The organism is Streptomyces sp. CA189 (genome assembly GCF_056428985.1).
The window spans coordinates 1-21,261 of sequence record NZ_JBWJVM010000097.1 but is presented as its reverse complement, the minus strand read 5'-3'; the positions used below and the strand labels follow the sequence as shown (position 1 = coordinate 21,261).

14 protein-coding genes, 1 tRNA gene and 1 rRNA gene are annotated in these 21,261 nt (G+C 70.8%); 3 read left to right on the top strand and 13 right to left on the bottom strand.

The window, feature by feature from the left end:
• Positions 1-11: 11 nt before the first annotated feature.
• Entirely contained in the window at positions 12-656 is a 645-nt protein-coding gene (locus tag AC061S_RS39520; protein WP_478690699.1) for a dihydrofolate reductase family protein, read from the bottom strand.
• 278 nt (positions 657-934) lie between these two features.
• On the opposite strand from AC061S_RS39520, the gene AC061S_RS39515 reads away from it, so the two are divergent.
• Entirely contained in the window at positions 935-1,792 is an 858-nt protein-coding gene (locus tag AC061S_RS39515) for an Fpg/Nei family DNA glycosylase (RefSeq protein ID WP_478690698.1), read from the top strand.
• 36 nt (positions 1,793-1,828) lie between these two features.
• Complete coding sequence (locus tag AC061S_RS39510) at positions 1,829-2,596, top strand: SDR family NAD(P)-dependent oxidoreductase (protein WP_478690697.1); 768 nt, start codon at positions 1,829-1,831, stop codon at positions 2,594-2,596.
• 34 nt (positions 2,597-2,630) lie between these two features.
• On the opposite strand, the gene AC061S_RS39505 is transcribed toward AC061S_RS39510, so the two are convergent.
• The 9 genes from AC061S_RS39505 to AC061S_RS39465 all read right to left on the bottom strand — a co-directional run bounded on the left by AC061S_RS39505 (position 2,631) and on the right by AC061S_RS39465 (position 17,176).
• Positions 2,631-2,999: a hypothetical protein gene (locus AC061S_RS39505; RefSeq protein WP_478690696.1), complete on the bottom strand. Its 369-nt coding sequence runs from the start codon at positions 2,997-2,999 to the stop codon at positions 2,631-2,633.
• Positions 3,000-3,249: 250 nt separating this feature from the next.
• Positions 3,250-3,630 (bottom strand): helix-turn-helix domain-containing protein, encoded by a 381-nt coding sequence (locus AC061S_RS39500; protein WP_112451800.1) that lies wholly within the window; start codon positions 3,628-3,630, stop codon positions 3,250-3,252.
• A gap of 109 nt (positions 3,631-3,739) precedes the next feature.
• Positions 3,740-4,279: a CinA family protein gene (locus tag AC061S_RS39495; protein ID WP_478690705.1), complete on the bottom strand. Its 540-nt coding sequence runs from the start codon at positions 4,277-4,279 to the stop codon at positions 3,740-3,742.
• Between the two features lie 62 nt (positions 4,280-4,341).
• Positions 4,342-4,998, bottom strand: coding sequence for a CDP-diacylglycerol--glycerol-3-phosphate 3-phosphatidyltransferase (gene pgsA / locus AC061S_RS39490; RefSeq protein WP_478690695.1), 657 nt, complete (start codon positions 4,996-4,998; stop codon positions 4,342-4,344).
• Complete coding sequence (rimO, locus tag AC061S_RS39485; protein ID WP_478690694.1) at positions 4,995-6,488, bottom strand: 30S ribosomal protein S12 methylthiotransferase RimO; 1,494 nt, start codon at positions 6,486-6,488, stop codon at positions 4,995-4,997. The genes pgsA and rimO overlap by 4 nt, the downstream gene beginning before the upstream one ends.
• A gap of 113 nt (positions 6,489-6,601) precedes the next feature.
• Positions 6,602-7,498: a helix-turn-helix domain-containing protein gene (locus AC061S_RS39480; protein WP_478690704.1), complete on the bottom strand. Its 897-nt coding sequence runs from the start codon at positions 7,496-7,498 to the stop codon at positions 6,602-6,604.
• A gap of 204 nt (positions 7,499-7,702) precedes the next feature.
• Positions 7,703-10,501, bottom strand: a complete 2,799-nt coding sequence (locus tag AC061S_RS39475) for an FtsK/SpoIIIE family DNA translocase (RefSeq protein WP_478690693.1) — start codon at positions 10,499-10,501, stop codon at positions 7,703-7,705.
• Between the two features lie 248 nt (positions 10,502-10,749).
• Positions 10,750-11,436 (bottom strand): response regulator, encoded by a 687-nt coding sequence (locus tag AC061S_RS39470; protein WP_254386099.1) that lies wholly within the window; start codon positions 11,434-11,436, stop codon positions 10,750-10,752.
• Positions 11,437-11,665: 229 nt separating this feature from the next.
• Positions 11,666-17,176: a HAMP domain-containing protein gene (locus AC061S_RS39465; protein WP_478690703.1), complete on the bottom strand. Its 5,511-nt coding sequence runs from the start codon at positions 17,174-17,176 to the stop codon at positions 11,666-11,668.
• A gap of 285 nt (positions 17,177-17,461) precedes the next feature.
• Between AC061S_RS39465 and AC061S_RS39460 the strand changes: the two genes are divergently transcribed.
• Entirely contained in the window at positions 17,462-19,984 is a 2,523-nt protein-coding gene (locus AC061S_RS39460; protein WP_478690692.1) for a SpoIIE family protein phosphatase, read from the top strand.
• A 327-nt stretch (positions 19,985-20,311) separates the two neighbouring features.
• Here the strand turns inward: AC061S_RS39460 and AC061S_RS39455 are convergent, their stop codons facing one another.
• The 3 genes from AC061S_RS39455 to rrf form a co-directional block, all read right to left on the bottom strand.
• Complete coding sequence (locus AC061S_RS39455; RefSeq protein WP_478690691.1) at positions 20,312-20,950, bottom strand: hypothetical protein; 639 nt, start codon at positions 20,948-20,950, stop codon at positions 20,312-20,314.
• A gap of 105 nt (positions 20,951-21,055) precedes the next feature.
• Positions 21,056-21,131, bottom strand: a tRNA-Thr gene (locus tag AC061S_RS39450).
• Positions 21,132-21,136: 5 nt separating this feature from the next.
• Positions 21,137-21,254 (bottom strand): 5S ribosomal RNA (rrf, locus tag AC061S_RS39445).
• Positions 21,255-21,261 lie beyond the last annotated feature (7 nt).

The window sequence follows — 21,261 nt, the reverse complement described above, 5'->3', positions numbered from 1 at the left end:
TCACCAGGCCTTCACCTTCGCCAGAACAGGTGGTGCGCCACCCCGCTCCGGCTGGGCACGACCTCCAGGTGGAACCGGTCGAGCAGCTCATCGGGGGACTCCCAGAGCCGTACTCCGGACCCGAGCTTCACCGGGGAGACCACCACGTGCAGGGTGTCGACGAGATCGGCGTCGAGAAACTGCCTGATGGTGGTGGCCCCGCCGCCGAGCCGGACGTCCTTGCCCTGCGCCGCCTCCCGGGCCTGTTCGAGGACCGCGGCAGGGTCGCCGGCGACGAAGTGGAACGTGGTGTCGGAGAGCGTGAACGACGGTCGCTCGTGGTGGGTCATGACGAACACCGGGGTGTGGAACGGGGGCTCGTCACCCCACCAGCCCTGCCACTCGTGGTCCTGCCAGGGCCCGCGCTGCGGCCCGAACTTGTTGCGTCCCATGATCTCGGCACCGATGTTGCGTGCGTAGTCCCGCGTGAAGTGGTCGTCGAGGCCCCGGCTGCCCCCGGGGTCGGTGCGCATGGGCCAGCTCGCCGTGGCGCCGGCCCATGCGAACAGCCTCCCGGGATCGACGTGGCCGAACGGCCTCTCCAGGGTCTGGTCCTCACCGGCACCGATGCCGTCACTCGAGACGTTGAAGTTCTGGACCCTCAGTAGCTGAGTCACGTATTCCTCCTGTGATCGCGACAACAGTGGTGAGACTCCCCGCGCCGGCCAAACTCATCGCTCCGTACGCCCCTACGGACAAACACTGCCGCGTGCAGGTGAACGAAGCCACCGGGCCGAGGCGCAGTCGAGAACCGGGGTGCGGAGCGCAGCCCAGAACCGGGGTCCGGGGCGCAGCCCCGGGGAACGGAGGAAGGGCGGGGCGGGGAGCAAGCACCGCGCGGCGGCGCCCCGGCAGGCCGCACCCCACCGGCCCGCCCCCACGGGAGAATGGACGCATGCCCGAAGGAGACAGCGTCTACCGCACCGCGGCCCGGCTCCGCGAAGCCCTCGCGGGCAAGGTACTCACCCGCTCCGACCTCCGCGTCCCCCGCTTCGCCACCGCCGACCTCACCGGCTTCACCACCCTCGCCGTCGTCCCCCGGGGCAAGCACCTCCTCATCCGCTTCGGCGACCCGGCACCCACCAAAGACACCGAAGGCACCGAAGGCACCGGCCCAGAAGCCACCCCCCACCCCCTCCTCACCCTCCACACCCACCTCCGCATGGACGGGACCTGGCGCATCCTCCCCGCCACCACCGGCGCCCCCGGGGGCGCTCACACCCCCGCCCACGAAATCCGCGTCATCCTCGGCACCGCCACCCACACCGCCTTCGGATACCGCCTCCCCGTCGTGGAACTGCTCCGCACGGCCGACGAACACCGCGCCGTCGGCCACCTCGGCCCCGACCTCCTGGGTCCCGACTGGAACGAGGAGGCCGCCGCCGCGAACCTCCTCGCCGGCCCCGCCCGCCCCCTCGGCGAAGCCCTCCTCGACCAGCGCAACCTGGCCGGCATCGGCAACATCTACAAGGCCGAGCTCTGCTTCCTCGCCCAGGTCACCCCCTGGACCCCGGTGGGCGATCTGCCGGCCGCCACCCTCCCCCGCCTCGCCGCCGCCGCGCACCGCCTCCTCGACGCGAACAAGGCCCGCCGCCGCAACACCACCGGCAGCCGCCGCCCAGGCCAGGACCTGTTCGTATACGGCCGCGCCCACCGCCCCTGCCTGCGGTGTGGCAGCCCCGTCCGCGAGGCCCCCCAGGACGGCCGCCCCACCTACTGGTGTCCCCGTTGCCAATCCGGCCCGACGCCTTAGTTGACGCCCCGTCAGATCCGGTCGTACCGTCCCCGCATGCCTACACCCAGCGCGTACGAACTCACCGGCCGCACCGCCCTGGTCACCGGCGCCGCCAGCGGCATCGGCCGGGCCAGCGCCCTGCTCCTCGCCGAGGCCGGAGCCGCCGTGCACTGCGCGGACCGCGACGCCCGGGGCCTCCAGGAGACCGTCGAACTGATCACCAAGGCCGGCGGCCGAGCCACCGCCCACCCCCTCGACGTGACCGACCGCGCCGCGATCAGGGCGGCGATCGCCCAGGCCGGCCCGCTCGACATCACCGCCGCTATCGCCGGGATCATGCACAGCAGCAGCGTCCTGGACACGTCCGACGAGGACCTCGACCGGGTCCTGGACATCAACTTCAAGGGGGTCCTCCGCACCTGCCAGGAGGCGGCCCGCGCCATGATCGCGGCCGGTCGGCCCGGTTCGATCATCACCATGGCCTCCGGCGCCGTGGACGCCGCCCAGCCCGGCCTGCTCTGCTACAGCGCCGCCAAGGCCGCCGTCGTCCAGCTCACCAAAACCCTCGCCACCGAGGCCGGCCCGCACGGCATCCGCGTGAACGCCGTCGCGCCCGGCTGGATCCGCACCCCGATGACCGGCCGGCACAGCCCCGAGGTCCAGGAGCAGACCGAGGCGATGATGACGCGGATGTCCCCGCTACGCCGCGTGGGCGAGCCCGAGGACATAGCCCAGGCAGTGCTCTACCTCGCCTCGGACGCCTCGTCCTTCATGACGGGCCAGATCCTTCGCCCGAACGGCGGAGTCTCCATGCCCTGGTAGCCGGCCACCCGCCCACGCGGCACCCGCCACCCGATCACCCGACCCCCGGCTCCCCGCCCCCCGGCGTCACCGCGCCCGCCTCCCCCACCCTCTCCCCCACCGCCACCGACCCGGCAGCCGCCCACGCCGCGCCGCCACCGCCGCCGCCCGAGACACCCCCGCCGCCCCCGGCTCCGCCCCCGTCACCCCGCACGTCGCCCGCCGCCCCACCGCGACGGCGACGGCGACCCACCGGCCCCGGCACGACGTGCACCGGCAGCAGCCCCAGCCCCCATCCCCCGACGGCGACCGCACCCTCCACCGCCCCGGCCTCGGCCGGCGCCAGCACGAGCCGCAGCACGGCCCACCACCACAGGACACCCACCGACAGCGCGAGGGCCAGACCCACGGGTATACCCAGCAACCGCCGCACGGCCACCTCCAGGGGCCGGAGACCCGAACGGGCCCATCCTCCCGCACCCCGCCCGTACCCGCACCCTGCCCGCTCCCCCTCCGCGCCGCAGCGGAACACCACCCACACCCACGACGGCAAAGAACCCCGCCCGGCACCCAAGGGCACCGGCCGGGGCTCCGGCCACACTCATACGCTCAGCACGCACGCACGCACACTCACGCGCACAGACAGACGCTCACGCAACTCTCGCACGCACGCATCACGCGGCTACGACATTCACCGCTTCCACGGGCGCCTTGATGGTCACCCGTTCCGGGCCACCCGTGACCGAGGCCACGGATACCGAATTGAGCATCGGGCGGACCGGTGCGGACACCGGTTCGCTCGCCGCGGCGGACTGGGCCAGCTCGGCGAGCGAGAGCTCGTCGCTGACTTCCCGCATCAGCTCTGACATCCGTACGTCAAGCGCGTCGCAGATCGCGGAGAGCAGCTCGGAAGATGCCTCCTTCTGCCCCCGCTCCACCTCGGAGAGATAGCCGAGCGAAACTCGGGCGGACGAGGAGACTTCGCGCAGAGTACGGCCCTGGCGCTGGCGCTGCCGACGCAGCACGTCACCCAGCAGGCGACGGAGCAGAATCATCGGTGGCTCCCTCCTCTGACCGTGTAGCCGTAACCTTCACGCCCCACCGTACCGCCTCGCGCGGCGGCCGTGCGGGGAGCGATGTCGTGTTCACTCAGGGCTGCAAACATCAAATCCCCCCGTCCTGTTCCGTATCCTGCCCCCGCAGATTCTCGCGGAGTTCGCTCGCGAGCAGCTCGAGCACTGTCCGTGCACTCTCCCTACGGATTTCCGCGCGGGAGCCTTTCAACCGCAGCCGGGCCGTTTTCCTGCCCCGGGGGCCCGCCACGGCGATGAAAACGGTGCCCACCGGCTGCCCGTCCTGCGGCTCGGGACCGGCCACCCCGGTGGTCGCGATGCCCCAGGAGGCACCGAGCACGCGCCGCACTCCGACCGCCATCTCCTCCGCGACCTGCGGGTTCACCGCACCTTCGGCCGCGAGGAGCCCGGCGTCCACGCCCAGCACCCGGTGCTTCAGCTCGGTCGCGTACGCCGTCACGGACCCGCGGAAGGACTTCGAGGCGCCCGGGACCGCCGTGAGCTCCGCGGCCACCATGCCGCCGGTCAGCGACTCCGCCACCGCGACCGTATCGTTACTCTCCGCGAGGAGTCGCAGCACATCGGCCGCAACCGCCCCACTGTCCCCCGCCGCCCCCGAGGCGTTCCGCAGCACTCCACCGGCCACCGAAGAACCACCCGCCTCTTGCACAACCGCGTCGCACTTGGGCAAGTTCACCGCGCGGCACGCTCCGCGGCGAGCCCCTTGCGACGGAGCACGACGGCCTGCCGGACGTAGTCCAAACCGGTGACGACGGTCAGGACGACTGCGGCCGCCATCACCCAGAACCGCAGCGTCGCCAGCGGCCCGGTCAGTGCGAGCACGTACATGCCCACCGCCACGCCCTGGGTCAGGGTCTTCAGCTTCCCGCCCCGGCTCGCCGGGATCACTCCGTACCTGATGACCCAGAAACGCATGAGCGTGATCCCGAGTTCCCGGCCGAGGATCACCCCGGTGACCCACCAGGGGAGATCGCCGAGCCAGGACAGACACACCAATGCCGACCCCATGATCGCCTTGTCGGCGATGGGGTCGGCGATCTTCCCGAAGTCCGTGACCAGGTTGTACGTACGGGCCAGATGCCCGTCGAAGATGTCGGTGATCATGGCGACGGCGAACGCCGCCCACGCCAACGCCCGCCAGACGGGGTCGTAGCCCCCGTCGGCGAGCAGCAGCATCACGAATCCCGGCACCAGGAGCAGCCGGATCATCGTCAGGATGTTGGCGATGTTCCACAGGCTGGCCTGATTGACCGCCGCGGCGCCCAGCTTCGCGCCGGGCGCGGGCCGGCGGCCGGTCCCGCCCGCCGCAGATGCCGGGGCTCCGGTCATCCGGCCGCCTCCTCAAGATCCATGCCCAGGGGCTCCGCCACCAGGTCCACACCCAGGGTGCCGACCACCTTCGCCGTGACGATACGCCCCGGGACCAGGCCCGCGCCGTCCGTGAAGACGACCTGGCCGTCGGTCTCGGGGGCCTGGTGGGCGGCGCGCCCGTAGGCTCCCTCGCCGTCCTCCGCCTCGTCGATCGGGACGACCGTCTCGACGAGCACTTCCAGGGTCTCCCCGATCCGCTCCTCCGCGCGCTGCGAGGTGAGCTCTTCGGCGAGGCGCTGCATGTGGGCGAGGCGCTCGGCGATGGTGTCGGCGTCCAGCTTGTTCTCGTAGGTGACGGCCTCGGTGCCGTCCTCGTCGGAGTAGCCGAAGACGCCGATGGCGTCGAGCCGCGCGCTGGTGAGGAAACGCTCCAGCTCGGCGAAGTCCGACTCCTTCTCGCCGGGGAAGCCGACGATGAAGTTGGACCGGACGCCGGCCGTCGGGGCCTTGGTGCGGATGGTGTCCAGCAGCTCCAGGAACCGGTCGGTGTCACCGAAGCGGCGCATGGCGCGCAGCACGTCGGGGGCCGAGTGCTGGAAGGAGAGGTCGAAGTACGGGACGACCTTGGGGGTCGAGGTGAGTACGTCGATCAGGCCGGGCCGCATCTCGGCGGGCTGGAGGTAGCTGACGCGGACGCGCTCGATGCCGTCCACCTCGGCCAGCTCGGGCAGCAGGGTCTCCAGCAGGCGGATGTCGCCCAGGTCCTTGCCGTACGAGGTGTTGTTCTCGGAGACCAGCATGATCTCCTTGACGCCCTGCTCCGCGAGCCAGCGCGTCTCGCCCAGCACGTCGCTGGGGCGGCGGGAGATGAAGGAGCCGCGGAAGGACGGGATGGCGCAGAAGGAGCAGCGCCGGTCACAGCCGGAGGCCAGCTTGACCGAGGCGACCGGGCTCTTGTCCAGGCGGCGGCGCAGCGGCGCACGCGGACCGGAGGCGGGCGCGACGCCCTCCGGAAGGTCCGCGGGGGCGGCCTCAGGCTCCTGCGCGTGGCCCGGCAGGGCCACGTCGGCGTCCTGGCGCTCGGCCGGGCTGATCGGCAGCAGCTTGCGCCGGTCGCGCGGGGTGTGGGAGGCGTGGATGCCGCCGTTGAGGATGGTCTGGAGGCGGTCGGAGATGTCGGCGTAGTCGTCGAAGCCGAGTACTCCGTCGGCCTCGGGGAGCGCTTCGGCAAGTTCCTTGCCGTAGCGCTCGGCCATACAGCCGACGGCTACGACGGCCTGCGTGCGGCCGTGATCCTTGAGATCGTTGGCCTCCAGCAGGGCGTCTACGGAGTCCTTCTTGGCGGCTTCGACGAAGCCGCAGGTGTTGACGACGGCTACGTCCGCATCGGCGGCATCCTCGACGAGCTCCCAGCCATCCGCCGCCAAGCGGCCTGCGAGCTCCTCCGAGTCCACCTCGTTACGGGCGCAGCCAAGAGTGACAAGGGCGACGGTACGGCGTTCGGGCATGGACTCAAGACTACTTCGTTCCGGCACCGGCCCCCGCCTCCCGTCCCGGACGACAAGATCCCCGGGGTGCGGCGCGGCACCCCGGGGATCCGGAACGTTTTATTCCCTGCTGGTCAGCCCGCCTGGGCCTGGCCCTCACGGGGGTCGTCCTTGGTGTATGTGAGACGTTCCACCTGTCCGGGCTGGAACTCGTCCTTGATCTCCTTGCCGTTCACGAAGAGCTTCACGACCCCGGCATCGCCGAGCACCAGGTCGATGGACTCCTTGTCCGTGAACGTCTTCGACTGACCCTGTTCGAGGGTGCCGTCGAAGAGGAGCCGGCCACTGTGGTCCTTGGCCGAGATCCAGCTCTCACCGTCGTCGGCCGTGAGGACGACCGTGACGAGGTCCTTGGGCGCGGCGGCGATGGCGCTGTCCGAAGGCTCCGGCTTGGGAGCCGTAGGCGCCGGCGGCGCCTGGACCGAGGGCTTGGACGCATTCGGAGTGGGTGCGGGCTTCGGCGCGGAGGAACCTTCCGCCACCGGCCGCTTGGTCTTCTCGTCGGCGCCGCCGAAGGCCGTGAAGCCGACGAAGCCGATCACGGCGACGATGGCGGCGACCATGGCGGCGGTCCAGTTGGGCCGCTGCCGTTCGGGGCGGATCCGCTCGGCTTCGAACCTCGGCGCGGCGGGGGTGGGTGCCGGCCGGCCGCCGTGGGCCGCGTCGTAGCTGTCGATCAGGGGTTCCGGATCGAGTCGTACGGCACGGGCGAGCGTACGGATGTGGCCGCGGGCATAGACATCGCCGCCGCAGCGCGTGAAATCGTCGGATTCGATCGCGTGCACGATCGGAATGCGCACGCGGGTGGTGGAACTGACCTCGTCGACAGTCAGCCCGGCGGCGATCCGGGCCTTCTTGAGGGCCGTCCCGATCGACGGCTCTTCGACGGAACGTTCGACGATGCGGTCCTCGGACCGGTCGTCGGTCGAAGGCCGCTCTTCTTCGGGGGAGTTGGCGTTGCCGATGGACACGAGGGCGCCTTTCGAGCGTGTAGCCACCTGCTGGATGTCCAGTCTAGGGGGGTGACGAAAGGGTGAGGCAACCGGAGGGGGGACTCCCTACGCCATACGAATGGCCAAAGAGCTCCCGCCCGGTGCGGCGGCCCGGAACAGGCCGCCACCTCCCTCAACTAGACACGGGACCGGGGGAAACGGTTGCCCCCGATCCTTTGCGCGTTACTCGGGAGTCTCCCCCCGGATCACCGCGAGCACGCCGTCCAGTTCGTCGGCCTTCAGCAGCACGTCGCGTGCCTTCGACCCCTCGCTCGGTCCGACGATCCCCCGCGACTCCATCAGGTCCATCAGCCGCCCGGCCTTCGCGAACCCGACCCGCAGCTTGCGCTGGAGCATCGAGGTGGACCCGAACTGCGTCGAGACGACCAGCTCGGCCGCCTGGCACAGCAGGTCCAGGTCGTCGCCGATCTCCTCGTCGATCTCCTTCTTCTGCTTCTGCCCGACGGTGACGTCGTTGCGGAAGACGGGCGCCATCTGGTCCTTGCAGTGCTGCACGATCCCGGCGATCTCATCCTCGGTGACGAAGGCCCCCTGGAGCCGCACGGGCTTGTTCGCGCCCATCGGCAGGAACAGCCCGTCGCCCTTGCCGATGAGCTTCTCCGCACCCGGCTGGTCGAGGATGACCCGGCTGTCGGCGAGCGAGGAGGTGGCGAAGGCCAGCCGCGAGGGCACGTTCGCCTTGATCAGACCGGTCACCACGTCCACCGAGGGCCGCTGGGTCGCGAGCACCAGGTGGATGCCGGCCGCGCGGGCCAGCTGGGTGATGCGGACGATCGAGTCCTCCACGTCGCGCGGGGCCACCATCATCAGGTCGGCGAGCTCGTCGACGATCACCAGCAGGTACGGGTACGGGCTCAGCTCCCGCTCGCTGCCCGGCGGCAGTTTGATCTTGCCGTCGCGGATCGCCTTGTTGAAGTCGTCGATGTGCCGGTACCCGAAGGCCGCCAGGTCGTCGTAGCGCAGGTCCATCTCGCGCACGACCCACTGGAGCGCCTCGGCGGCCCGCTTGGGGTTGGTGATGATCGGCGTGATCAGGTGCGGGATGCCCTCGTACGCCGTCAGCTCCACCCGCTTGGGGTCCACGAGCACCATCCGGACGTCCTCCGGGGTGGCCCGCACCATCACCGAGGTGATCAGGCAGTTGATACAGGAGGACTTTCCGGAACCGGTGGCTCCGGCAACCAGCACGTGCGGCATCTTCGCCAGGTTGGCCATGACGTAGCCGCCCTCGACGTCCTTGCCGAGCGCCACCAGCATCGGGTGGTCGTCCTCGGCGGCGTCCGCCAGCCGGAGCACGTCCCCCAGGTTGACCATCTCGCGGTCGGTGTTCGGGATCTCGATGCCGACCGCCGACTTGCCAGGGATCGGGCTGATGATGCGCACGTCGGGCGAGGCCACGGCGTAGGCGATGTTCTTCGCCAGCGCCGTGATCCGCTCGACCTTCACCGCCGGGCCCAGCTCCACCTCGTAGCGGGTCACCGTCGGCCCCCGGGTGAAACCGGTGACCTTCGCGTCGACCTTGAACTCCATGAACACGTTCGTCAGCGAGGCCACGACCGCGTCGTTCGCGGCGCTGCGGGTCTTGCCCGGCCCGCCCTTCTCCAGCAGGTCCAGCGAGGGCAGGGAGTACGTGATGTCCCCGCGGAGCTGCAGCTGCTCGGCGCGGGGCGGCAGCGCCTGGGTCTGGGGCGGTGCCTTGGTCAGGTCCGGAACGGACAGCGTCCCGGAGGCCGCCGCCGTGGTGTCGTGCGGCGGGGCCGCGGCCGCGGCCGGCTTCCCCTCGGGGGCCGGCTGCTCCTCGCGGGCGGGCCCCTCCTCCCGGGCCGCCGGGACCGGAGCGGTGATCTCCGTGCCCCCGCGCTCCACCGAGATGCCCTGCGTGAGGTCGGCGACCAGCGGGGAGGGCGGCATCCCGCCGTACACCGCCCCGTCCAGCGCGGCGGCGGCCGCCGCGGCCACGTCGACGGCGTCCATCCCGCGGTCCATGGCCGGCCGGCCCGCGGCCCGCCGGGGGCGCCGCCGCCGGGCGAGCGCCTCCTCCTCGGCGGCGTCCGCCGGGTCTTCCAGCCCGCCGGCGCCGGAGCGGGCCCGCCACTGCTCGGCATCGTGCCGGTCCGCGGCGGCCGAGGCCGCGCTCGCGGGGTCCCCGTACTCGGCGTCGTATTCGTTCGGAGCGATGACTCCGAGGCGGATGCCCGCGCTCCGCAGCCGCTGCGGGATCGCGTTGACGGGGGTGGCGGTGACCACCAGCAGCCCGAAGACAGTGAGCAGCACCAGCATCGGCACGGCCAGCGGCGCGCCCATCGTGAAGATCAGCGGCTTCGAGGCGCCCCAGCCGATCAGCCCGCCGGCGTTCTGCATCGCGGTGGTGCCCTCGTCGCGCCCGGGGGCACCGCAGGCGATGTGCACGAGCCCCAGGACCCCGATGACCAGCGCGGAGAGCCCGATCCCGATGCGGCCGTTGGCGTCGGCCTGTTCGGGATGGCGGATGAAACGTACCGCCATGACCCCGAGCAGGACCGGCACGAGCAGGTCGAGCCGCCCGAAGGCGCCGGTGACCAGCATGGTCACCAGATCCCCGACCGGCCCGCTCAGGTTCGACCAGGTCCCGGCGGCGACGATCAGCGCGAGCGCGAGCAGCAGCAGGGCGAGGCCGTCCTTGCGGTGGGCCGGGTCGAGGTTCTTCGCACCTTGGCCGATGCCGCGGAAGATCGCGCCGACCGCGTGCGCGATGCCGAGCCAGAAGGCGCGCACCAGCCGCAGCACTCCCCCGGTGGGGGACGGCGCGGGCTTGGGCGCGACCTTCTTGACGGGTGCGCGCTTGGCGGCGGGCGCCGCCTTCCTCGCGGGCGGCTTGCGGGCTGGGGCAGCCTTCTTCGCCGGCGCCGTCGTACGGCCGGTGCGGCCCTTCGCGGTGCCCGCCGTGCTCTGGGAACCCTTACCGGACGTACTTGAGGCCATGCGCCCGAGGTTACCGGTGCGCGCGCCGGTGGACACGCGTGCCCACCCCTTCACCCGTTCGTGTCGTTTCGAGTCTCGGGTGGGAGACGCCCGCGCCTCGCCCCGTACCGGCGGCCCGCCATGACGCCCCGCCAGACCTGACGGCCCGCCAGGCGGGCCCGTACGCGGGGCCCGTACGCGCGGGCCCCGCAGGCCGGGCCGTCACACCGGGCGCCCTCAGGCCGGGCCGCGAGCCGCCCGCGCGGAGCTCAGCCCTGAGCGGGCAGTACGGGAGCCCCGCCGCCGGTCCCCGGCTCCAGCGCGTCGAGCGCCCGCCGCAACCCGGTGAGCTTGCGCTCCAGATGAGCTGCCGTGGCCACCACCGAGGGATCGGCCGCCTCTTCGCCGAGCTGCTTGGTCAGCGCCTCCGCCTGCTCCTCCACGGCGGCCAGCCGCGCGGAGAGCTCGGCCAGCAGGCCGGCCGTCTCCTTGGAGCCGTCCACCGCGCCGTTGGAGCTGCCGCCCTCCAGTTGGAGCCTCAGCAGCGCCGCCTGCTCGCGCAGTTGGCAGTTCTTCGTATACAGCTCGACGAACACCGAGACCTTGGCCCGCAGCACCCACGGGTCGAAGGGCTTGGAGATGTAGTCCACCGCGCCCGCCGCGTACCCGCGGAAGGTGTGGTGCGGACCGTGGTTGATCGCCGTGAGGAAGATGATCGGGATGTCCCGGGTCCGCTCCCGCCGCTTGATGTGCGCGGCCGTCTCGAACCCGTCCATGCCCGGCATCTGCACGTCGAGCAGGATGACCGCGAAGTCGTCCGTCAGCAGCGCCTTGAGCGCTTCCTCCCCCGACGACGCCCGGACCAGTGTCTGATCGAGCGCGGAGAGGATGGCCTCCAGCGCCAGCAGATTCTCCGGCCGGTCGTCGACCAGGAGGATCTTGGCCTTCTGCACCATGCCCTGTCCTCCTCGCCCCGGCATGGGGCCTCCCCGGCTCCTGGCTCCGGCCTGTGCGCCGGGCCCCGCCCCAGAGGACGGCATCCTTGCGCCGTCCGTCCTTGTGCCGGTCATCGTAGCCCCAGTCCCGAGATCGCCACACCCTGTCACCAAGATGTCACAGCGCACGAAGCGGAAACGTGGTGGAAGGGCAGAAGGTTCCCTCGGGAGTCCCCCTCCGCCCGACCGGTCACGCCCCGGCCCCGCGCATGTGCCCTTCCATGACGGACAGTAGATAGTCGGGCTCGACCGGCTTGGTCACGTAGTCCGAGGCACCGGACTCGATCGCCTTCTCCCGGTCCCCCTTCATGGCCTTCGCCGTCAGAGCGATGATCGGCAGCCCCTCGAACTGGGGCATCCGCCGGATCGCCGAGGTCGTCGCGTACCCGTCCATCTCCGGCATCATGATGTCCATCAGCACCAGCGCCACGTCGTCGTGCTGCTCCAGGACCTCGATGCCCTCACGGCCGTTCTCCGCGTACAGCACCGCCAGCCCGTGCTGCTCCAGCACGCTGGTCAGCGCGAAGACGTTGCGCACGTCGTCGTCCACGATCAGCACCCGCTCGCCGTGGAAGTCGTACGTCCGCGGCGTCGAGGGCAGCGGCTCCTCGACGGCCCACGCGTCCGCGTCGCCCTGTCCGGGCACCTCCGCCCGCAGCGGCGGCTCGGCCATCGCCTTGCGGCGCCGCCGGAACAGCGCCGACGACCCCTGCCCGGCCGGTTCACCGGTCCGCGGCAGGGCCATCGGCCCCACGGACGCTACGGGGCCCTGCGCCACCGGCGCCGCCGGCAGTTCGGGCCGCGCCTCCTCGGCCGCCGGGCGGCGGTACAGCTCCCCTCGCGCCCCGCCGGGCGTCGGCGGCGCGTACCCCTGCGGGGGCAGCTCGCTCGGGTGCAGCGGCAGGTACAGCGTGAAGGTCGACCCACGGCCGGGCTCGCTCGCCGCGTGGATCTCACCGCCCAGCAGCCGGGCGATCTCCCGGCTGATGGACAGTCCGAGGCCGGTGCCGCCGTACTTGCGGCTGGTGGTGCCGTCGGCCTGCTTGAACGCCTCGAAGATCACCAGCATCTTGCTCGCGGCGATCCCGATCCCGGTGTCGGTCACCGAGAAGGCGATCAGGTCGGCGTCGGCCTCCCGCAGCGAACCTGCCTCCAGGAGCTGCTCGCGGATCGCGATGGGCACGTCGGCCCCGGCGGGCCGGATCACCAGCTCCACCGCCCCGGTGTCGGTGAACTTCACCGCGTTCGACAGCAGGTTGCGCAGCACCTGGAGCAGCCGCTGCTCGTCGGTGTGCAGGGTGGCGGGGAGCTCCGGGGAGACCCGTACCGAGAAGTCGAGGCCCTTCTCCGCGGTGAGCGGCCGGAAGGTGGCCTCCACGTAGTCGACGAGCTGGACCAGCGCGATCCGGGTCGGGGAGACGTCCATCTTCCCGGCCTCGACCTTCGACAGGTCGAGGATGTCGTTGATCAGCTGGAGCAGGTCGGAGCCGGCCCCGTGGATGGTCTCGGCGAACTCCACCTGCTTGGGCGAGAGGTTCTCGTCCGCGTTGTCGGCGAGCAGCTTGGCCAGGATCAGCAGGGAGTTGAGCGGGGTCCGCAGCTCGTGGGACATGTTCGCCAGGAACTCGCTCTTGTACCGCATCGAGACCGCGAGCTGCTCGGCGCGCTCCTCCAGGACCTGCCGGGCCTCCTCGATCTCGGTGTTCTTCACCTCGATGTCCCGGTTCTGCTGGGCCAGCAGCTCGGCCTTCTCCTCCAGCTCGGCATTGGCGGCCTGGAGGGCCTTCTGCCGGTTCTCCAGCTCGTCGGAGCGCTCGCGCAGCTGCTCGGTCATCTCCTGCGACTGCTTGAGCAGCATCTCCGTCTTGGAGTTGACGGAGATGGTGTTGACGCTCGTGCCGATCATCTCGGCGATCTGGCTGAGGAAGTCCTTCTGGATCTGCGTGAAGGGCTGGAAGGAGGCCAGCTCGATGACGCCGAGCACCTTCCCCTCGAAGAGCACCGGCAGCACGATCACATGCGCCGGCGGTGCCTCCCCGAGCCCGGAGGAGATCTTCAGGTAGCCGGGCGGAGTGTTCTCGATGAGCACCATCCGCTTCTCCTCGGCGACCATCCCGATCAGTCCCTCCCCCGGCCGGAAGGAGATGGGCATCTGACCGCCGGCGTACGCGTAACTCCCGCGCATCCGCAGTTCGTACGAGCCTTCCGCGCCCCCGTCCGTCCCGATCTCGGTGGTCCCGCCGGCCGGCAGCGCAAGGAAGAACGCGCCGTGCTGCGCGGAGACCACCGGGGTCAGCTCGCTCATGATCAGCGAGGCCACGTCGTCCAGCTCGCGGCGGCCCTGCATCAGGGCGGAGATGCGGGCGAGGTTGCCCTTGAGCCAGTCCTGCTCCTTGTTGGCCAAGGTGGTGTCGCGCAGGTTGGCGATCATCGTGTTGAGGTTGTCCTGGAGGACCTGGATCTCGCCGGCCGCGTCCACGTCGATCTTCAGGTTGAGATCGCCCCGCGTCACCGCGGTGGCGACGGCCGCGATGGCGCGCACCTGCCGGGTGAGGTTCCCGGCCATCTCGTTCACGGACTCGGTCAGGTCCCGCCAGGTGCCGTCCACGTCCCGGACGCGGGCCTGGCCGCCGAGGATGCCCTCCGTACCCACCTCGCGGGCCACGCGGGTCACCTGGTCGGCGAAGGACGAGAGCTGGTCGACCATCGTGTTGATGGTGGTCTTGAGCTCCAGGATCTCACCGCGCGCGTCGATGTCGATCTTCTTGGTCATATCGCCCTTGGCGATGGCGGTCGTGACCATGGCGATCTGCCGCACCTGGCCGGTGAGGTTGGAGGCCATGAAGTTCACCGAGTCGGTGAGGTCCTTCCACGTCCCGGAGACCCCGGGCACGTGCGCCTGACCGCCCAGGCGGCCCTCCGTACCCACCTCGCGGGCCACGCGCGTGACCTCGTCGGCGAAGGAGGACAGCGTCTTGACCATGGTGTTGACGGTGTCGGCGAGCTGCGCGACCTCGCCGCGGGCCTCGACGGTGACCTTCTTCGTCAGGTCGCCGTTGGCCACCGCGGTCGAGACCTGGGCGATCCCGCGCACCTGGGCGGTCAGATTGCCCGCCATGGTGTTGACGTTGTCGCTGAGGTCCTTCCAGATGCCGGTGACCCCGCGCACCCGGGCCTGGCCGCCGAGGATGCCCTCGGTGCCCACCTCACGGGCCACCCGCGTCACCTGCTCGGCGAACGACGACAGCTGGTCCACCATCGTGTTCACGGTGGTGACCAGTTCGAGGATCTCGCCCTTCGCGTCGACCGTGATCTTCTTGGAGAGGTCGCCCATGGCGACCGCCGTGGTCACCTCGGCGATGTTGCGCACCTGCGAGGTCAGGTTGTTCGCCATGAAGTTGACGGACTGGGTGAGGTCCTTCCAGGTGCCGGAGACGCCCTTCACCTCGGCCTGGCCGCCCAGGATGCCCTCGGTGCCCACCTCCCGGGCCACCCGGGTCACCTGCTCCGCGAAGTTCGAGAGCTGGTCCACCATCGTGTTGAGGGTGTTCTTCAGCTCCAGGATCTCGCCCCGGGCGTCGACCTCGATCTTCTGCGACAGGTCGCCGCGCGCCACCGCGGTGGCGACCTGGGCGATGTTGCGCACCTGGGAGGTCAGGTTCCCGGCCATGCCGTTCACGGAGTCCGTCAGATCGCGCCACACGCCGGCCACACCGGGCACCTGCGCCTGACCGCCGAGCCGGCCCTCCGTACCCACGTCCCGGGCCACCCGGGTCACCTGCTCGGCGAAGGCCGAGAGCTGGTCGACCATCGTGTTGATGGTGTTCTTCAGCTCCAGGATCTCGCCGCGCGCGTCCACGTCGATCTTCTGGGAGAGGTCGCCGCGTGCCACGGCCGTGGTGACCTGGGCGATCTGGCGCACCTGGGAGGTCAGGTTCCCGGCCATGAAGTTGACGGAGTCGGTGAGCTCCTTCCAGGTGCCGGACACCCCCTCGACCCGCGCCTGGCCGCCGAGCCGGCCCTCCGTGCCCACGTCCCGCGCCATCCGCGTGACCTGGTCGGCGAAGGAGGACAGCTGGTCCACCATCGTGTTCACGGTGTTCTTCAGCTGGAGCATCTCGCCGGAGACGTCGACCGTGACCTTCTGCGACAGGTCGCCGTTGGCCACCGCCGTCGTCACCTGGGCAATGTTGCGGACCTGCCCGGTGAGGTTGCGGAAGGCGGTGTTCACCGAGTCGGTGAGGTCCTTCCACGTCCCGGCCGCGCCCGGCACCTGCGCCTGCCCGCCCAGTTCGCCCTCGACGCCGACCTCACGGGCCACCCGCGTCACTTCCGCACCGAAGGACTGGAGCTGGTCCACCATCGTGTTGACGGTGTTCTTCAGCTCCAGCATCTCGCCGGCCACGTTCACGGTGACCTTCTGCGACAGATCGCCGTTGGCCACCGCCGTCGTCACCTGGGCGATGTCGCGCACCTGCGTGGTGAGGTTGCGGAAGACCGTGTTCACCGAGTCGGTGAGGTCCTTCCACGTCCCGGCCGCGCCCGGCACCTGCGCCTGCCCGCCGAGCAGGCCCTTCGCCCCGACCTCGCTGGCCACGCGCGTGACCTCGTCCGCGAAGGTCCGTAGCGTCTCGGTCATCTGGTTGATCGTTTCGGCCAGCTGCGCGACCTCGCCGCGCGCGCTGACCCGGACCTTCTGCGACAGGTCGCCGTTGGCCACGGCCGTGGTCACCTGCGCGATGCCGCGCACCTGGGCCGTCAGGTTGCCCGCCATCGTGTTGACGGAGTCGGTCAGGTCCTTCCACACGCCCGCGACCCCGGGCACCTTCGCCTGGCCTCCGAGCTCACCCTCCGTACCCACCTCGCGGGCCACGCGGGTCACCTCGGAGGAGAACGAGGAGAGCTGGTCCACCATCGTGTTCACGGTGTTCTTCAGCTGCAGCATCTCGCCGGCCACGTGCACCGTGACCTTGCGCGACAGATCGCCCTTGGCCACCGCCGTGGTCACGAGAGCGATGTCACGCACCTGAGCGGTGAGCCGGTATGCCATCGTGTTGACGGAGTCGGTCAGATCTTTCCACGATCCGGACATTCCGCGCACTTGCGCCTGGCCGCCGAGCTTGCCCTCGGTACCCACCTCCAGCGCCACCCGCGTCACCTCGTCGGTGAACGCGGAGAGCTGGTCGACCAGGTTGTTGACCGTCCGCCCGACCTTCAGGAACTCCCCGCGCAGCGGATGCCCGGCACCCTCCGCGGCCTGGGTCCGCAGGTCCATGCGCTGGTCGAGGTCACCCTCGGCGACCGCCGACAGCACCCGGCCCACCTCGGAGACCGGCCGGGCCAGGTCGTCCACCAGCTGGTTCGAGGCGTCGATGGCGGCCGCCCAGGAGCCCTCGCAGGCACCCGTTTCCAGCCGTTCGCTGAGCTTGCCCTCGCGGCCCACCATCCGCCGCACCCGGGACAGCTCCCCGGTCAGGTGGAGATTGCGGTCGGCGACCTCGTTGTAGACGGCGGCGATCTCCGCCATCACCCCGTCGCCGGACACCGTCAGGCGCTTGCGGAAGTTCCCGTCCCGCATCGACACCAGGGCCGTGAGCAGCCTGTTCAGAGCCGCGGTATCGACTTCCGTCGTCACGCCCCGCCGGGAGCGTCCTCCCTTCGGGCGCGTTCCCGTACGCCGCACCGCCGCGCCAGCCTCCACCGTGTCCCTCCCGAAGGGGTCGACCACTGTTCCACCGGGCATCTTGTTCATCAGACTGCGTCCACTTACGCCGTGCCCATCTACGCCGTGCCCATTTACGCCGCGCCCATGTACTACCCGGCTCCAAGCCTGCCCAGTGTTTCACCCCGGCCGAACCCGGCCATAACACTCCGGCACCATCGCACACCGGCCGCACCCTGTGGGTGGATTCCCCGACGACGGCACCACGGCGACCGTGAAGGTAAGTAACCTGGCATCCGTTGTCCACCGCGTCGAAGGAGACTTGTGATCACGGCACGGGCGGCTGCCAGTTTCGATCCACAGGGGCGTTCGGTCGCTGCTGCCCGCGCATTCGTCCGCGACACCCTCCAGGGATGGGGTTTCGCGGACATCGTCGACGACGCGGTGGTCCTCACCAGCGAGCTCGTCACCAACGCCGTGGTCCACGCCGGCACCCGCGCCGAGGTCCTGTGCCTGCGCACCGAGGACGGCGTACGGGTCGAGGTGGCCGACCGCTACCCGGAGCGCGAGCTCCCGCTCCAGCACCCCGGCGAGCGCCCGTATGCGGACCCCGACCGCGAGAACGGCCGCGGGCTCATGCTCTGCGCCGCCCTCGCCACCCGCTGGGGCGTCGAGTACACGGCCACGCACAAGCACGTGTGGTTCCGGCTCGACATGCCGGACCGTCCGGTCGGTACCCGCTCCGCGGGACCCGTCGTCCCCGACCAGCTCCTCCCCCTGGCCGACAGCCGGGTCCGCGTCGCCGTCCTCCAGATCGACTCCGCCGGCACCGTCTCCGCCTGGAACGAGGACGCCGAGATCATCTTCGGCCACCTCGCCTCGAAGGCGGTCGGCCGCCCGCTCGCCGAGCTCGCCGCCTGGCCGCAGACCCCCGGCACCGGCACCGGCATCGCCGAGGCCCTGCGCCTGTCCCGCTGGGAGGGCAGCTACGGCATCCGCGGCGCCGACGGCCGCGTCATCCCGATCTACGCCTCCCACCTGCGGGTCCGCGATGCCCACGGCGAGCCCTCCATCGTCTGCCTGCTCGTGCACGACGACGAGCGCGCCCTGCTGCAGACCCCGGCCCGGGTCCCCATGGACGGCGGCCACCTGACCGAGGCCCGCCCCACGGACCCCTTCGAGATCTTCATCGGCTCCCCCGCCCCCGACGACCTCGACGGCCTCCTCCAGCGCACCGTGGAACGCGCCCGCGACCTCCTCGACGCCGACTCCGCCTTCCTCCTCCTCGCCACCGACGACGAAACCGAGCTCGAAGTCCGCGCCACCACCGGCCTGCCCTCCACCCGCCAGCGCTTCGCCCGCGTCCCCGTCGAAGCCGGCACCAACCGGTACGGCAGCGCCCGCATGCCCGCCGTCCACGAGGACCTCATCGTCGTCCCCGGTGCGGTTCCCCTCCTGGAAGCCACCGGCATGCGCTCCGCCATCACCGTCCCCCTCAAGGTCGAAGGCCGCCTCACCGGCTCCCTCGGCGTGGCCGCCGAGATCCCCGGCCGCTACTCCAACGACGACGCGCTGCGCCTGCAGTTCGCCGCGGACCGCATCGCCCTCGCGGTGGAATCGGCCCGCCTCGGCGAGCTCGAACGCCTGCGCCGCGGCTCCCTGTCCTTCCTCGTCGAGGCCTCCGACCTGCTCGCCGGCACCCTCGACCGGGACCAGACCCTGGCCCTCATGGCCCAGATGACCGTCCCCACCCTCGCCACCTGGTGCGCGGTCTACACCATCGCCGACCAGGCCTCCGACCCGTTCCTCTCGTACGTCCTGCACGAGGACGAGGAACGCATCGACGGCCTCAAAGCCCTGCTCTCCCAGGTCAGCCCGCCCGAACCGGTCCGCGAGGCCGGCGCCCGCCCCTGGCCCGCCACCGCGATCGCGGTCGGCGGCGAAACGGTGGTCCTCCCCCTCCTCGCCCGCAACCGCGTCATCGGCATGCTGACCCTCGGCAAGCCCTCCGAGGAGCACTTCCGGCAGGAGATCCTCGAACTCGCCGAGGACCTCTCCCGCCGCGCCGCCCTCGCCCTGGACAACGCCCGCCTGTACTCCGAGCGCACCGCCATCAGCCGCTCCCTCCAGCGCAGCCTGCTGCCGCCCGGCTCCCCCGCCATCCCCGGCATCGAGGTCGAGGTCATCTACCGCGCCGCCGGCGAGGGCAACGAGGTGGGCGGCGACTTCTACGACGTCTTCCCGATCCGCCCCGGTGTCTACGGGTTCGCCATCGGCGACGTCTGCGGCACCGGCCCGGAGGCGGCCGCCGTCACCGGCCTGGCCCGCCACGCCCTGCGCCTCCTGGCCCGCGAGGGCCTCGGCGGCCCGGCCGTACTGGAACGCCTCAACGCGGCGATCCTCGACGAGGGCGACCGCAGCCGCTTCCTCACCCTCCTCTACGGCGAGCTGCACCCCCAGCCCGACGGCAGCGCCCACATGAAGGTCGTCTGCGCGGGCCACCCGCTGCCGCTGCGCCTGCGCCCGAACGGCGAGGTGACCCCGGCCGCCGACCCGCAGCCCCTCCTGGGCGTCCTCGACGACCTGGACCTCTACGAGCAGACCCTGACCCTGGACCCGGGCGACGTCCTGCTCTGTGTCACCGACGGCGTCACCGAACGCCGCGAGGGCTCCCGCATGCTCGGCGACGACGGCCTCACCGAGGTCCTCACCACCTGTACGGGGCTCACCGCCGGCGCCGTCGCCTCGCGCGTCCTGCGCGCGGTGGAACGCTTCGCCGCGGAACCGGCCTCCGACGACATGGCCATCCTGGCCTTCCGCATCCCCCGGCAGCGCGACGGCGACTGAGGCCGCCGCCGCGCCACGCCACTCACCGACGAGGCCCCGCAACGAGGATCATGAACGACGGGGCTGCCATTTCCGCGGTCCAGGGCGTACTGCCCGTATCGACGACCGCGTCACGGCCGGCGTCGGACCGGAAAGAGGGAAGAGACGGGGACGGGGACGGGGAGGCGCCGTCGGCAGCCAAGGCCGTCCTGAACGTGTGGACGAGGTGTCGGATCCGTTCGGTACTCATGAGCGTTCCTCCCGTGGATCGAGGGACTGGGACTCCTGCTGATCCCATTACGCCCCGAACCCCGCCCCTGGTCACGACCCGAAGATTCGGGGCTTGACTCAGACGTCACCCCGACGCGTCAGCCCGATCCCCAGCACGTCCCGGACGTACAGCTCGACGAACTCGGGCAGCCAAGGATCACCAGCCATCCGGTCGAAGACCTTCACCAGCCGGTCGTCCGGCTCCTCGGTCAGCAGGACGATCCGCCAGGTGTTCAGCGGCTGCTCGTCGGTACCCGCGACCCCGTGCTGCACGTGGAACAGCGGCTGGCGGTCGTCCGCGTGCAGGGGGCCGCCCTGTACGTCGGCGACGGTCGCCCGGCCGAGGAAGGTGACCACCTGCCGGTCGTGGTTCAGGTACGTCTCTTCGAGCACGAGTCCGTACTCGTCCGGCGCGAGCCACAGCCTCTGCTGCGACTGCCGGACGAACTCGGCCCCCAGCTCCGCACCCTTGCGGCCCGGCACCCAGGCGGAGGCAGTGCCCTCCTTTATGACCTGCGGAATGAAGGAGCCGGGATTGCCGGCCTTCCGGACTTCCATGTCCCAGATCCCCGCCCGGTCCAGGGCCACCGGCTCTCCGGTGACGTACCGCTCCCCCAGAATCCGATTCACGTCCACGGCCGGCAGAACCGCCCGGGTATACCTCTCGTCGGCCCAGGCCTGTTCGAACTCGGCCTCGGCCGGAGTCTGATCCGACATCACGCGTTCCTCCCCATGAACAAAATCTTCAAGATCAACTCGAAGAATACTCGCGGAACCGGAAACGCAAAAAGGCCCCCGCCAATGGCGGGGGCCTTCTCGTTTTGGAGCCCTTTAACGGAATCGAACCGTTGACCTTCTCCTTACCATGGAGACGCTCTACCGACTGAGCTAAAAGGGCGGGTTGTTCGGCGGCGTCCTACTCTCCCACAGGGTCCCCCCTGCAGTACCATCGGCGCTGAAAGGCTTAGCTTCCGGGTTCGGAATGTAAACCGGGCGTTTCCCTAACGCTATGACCACCGAAACACTAT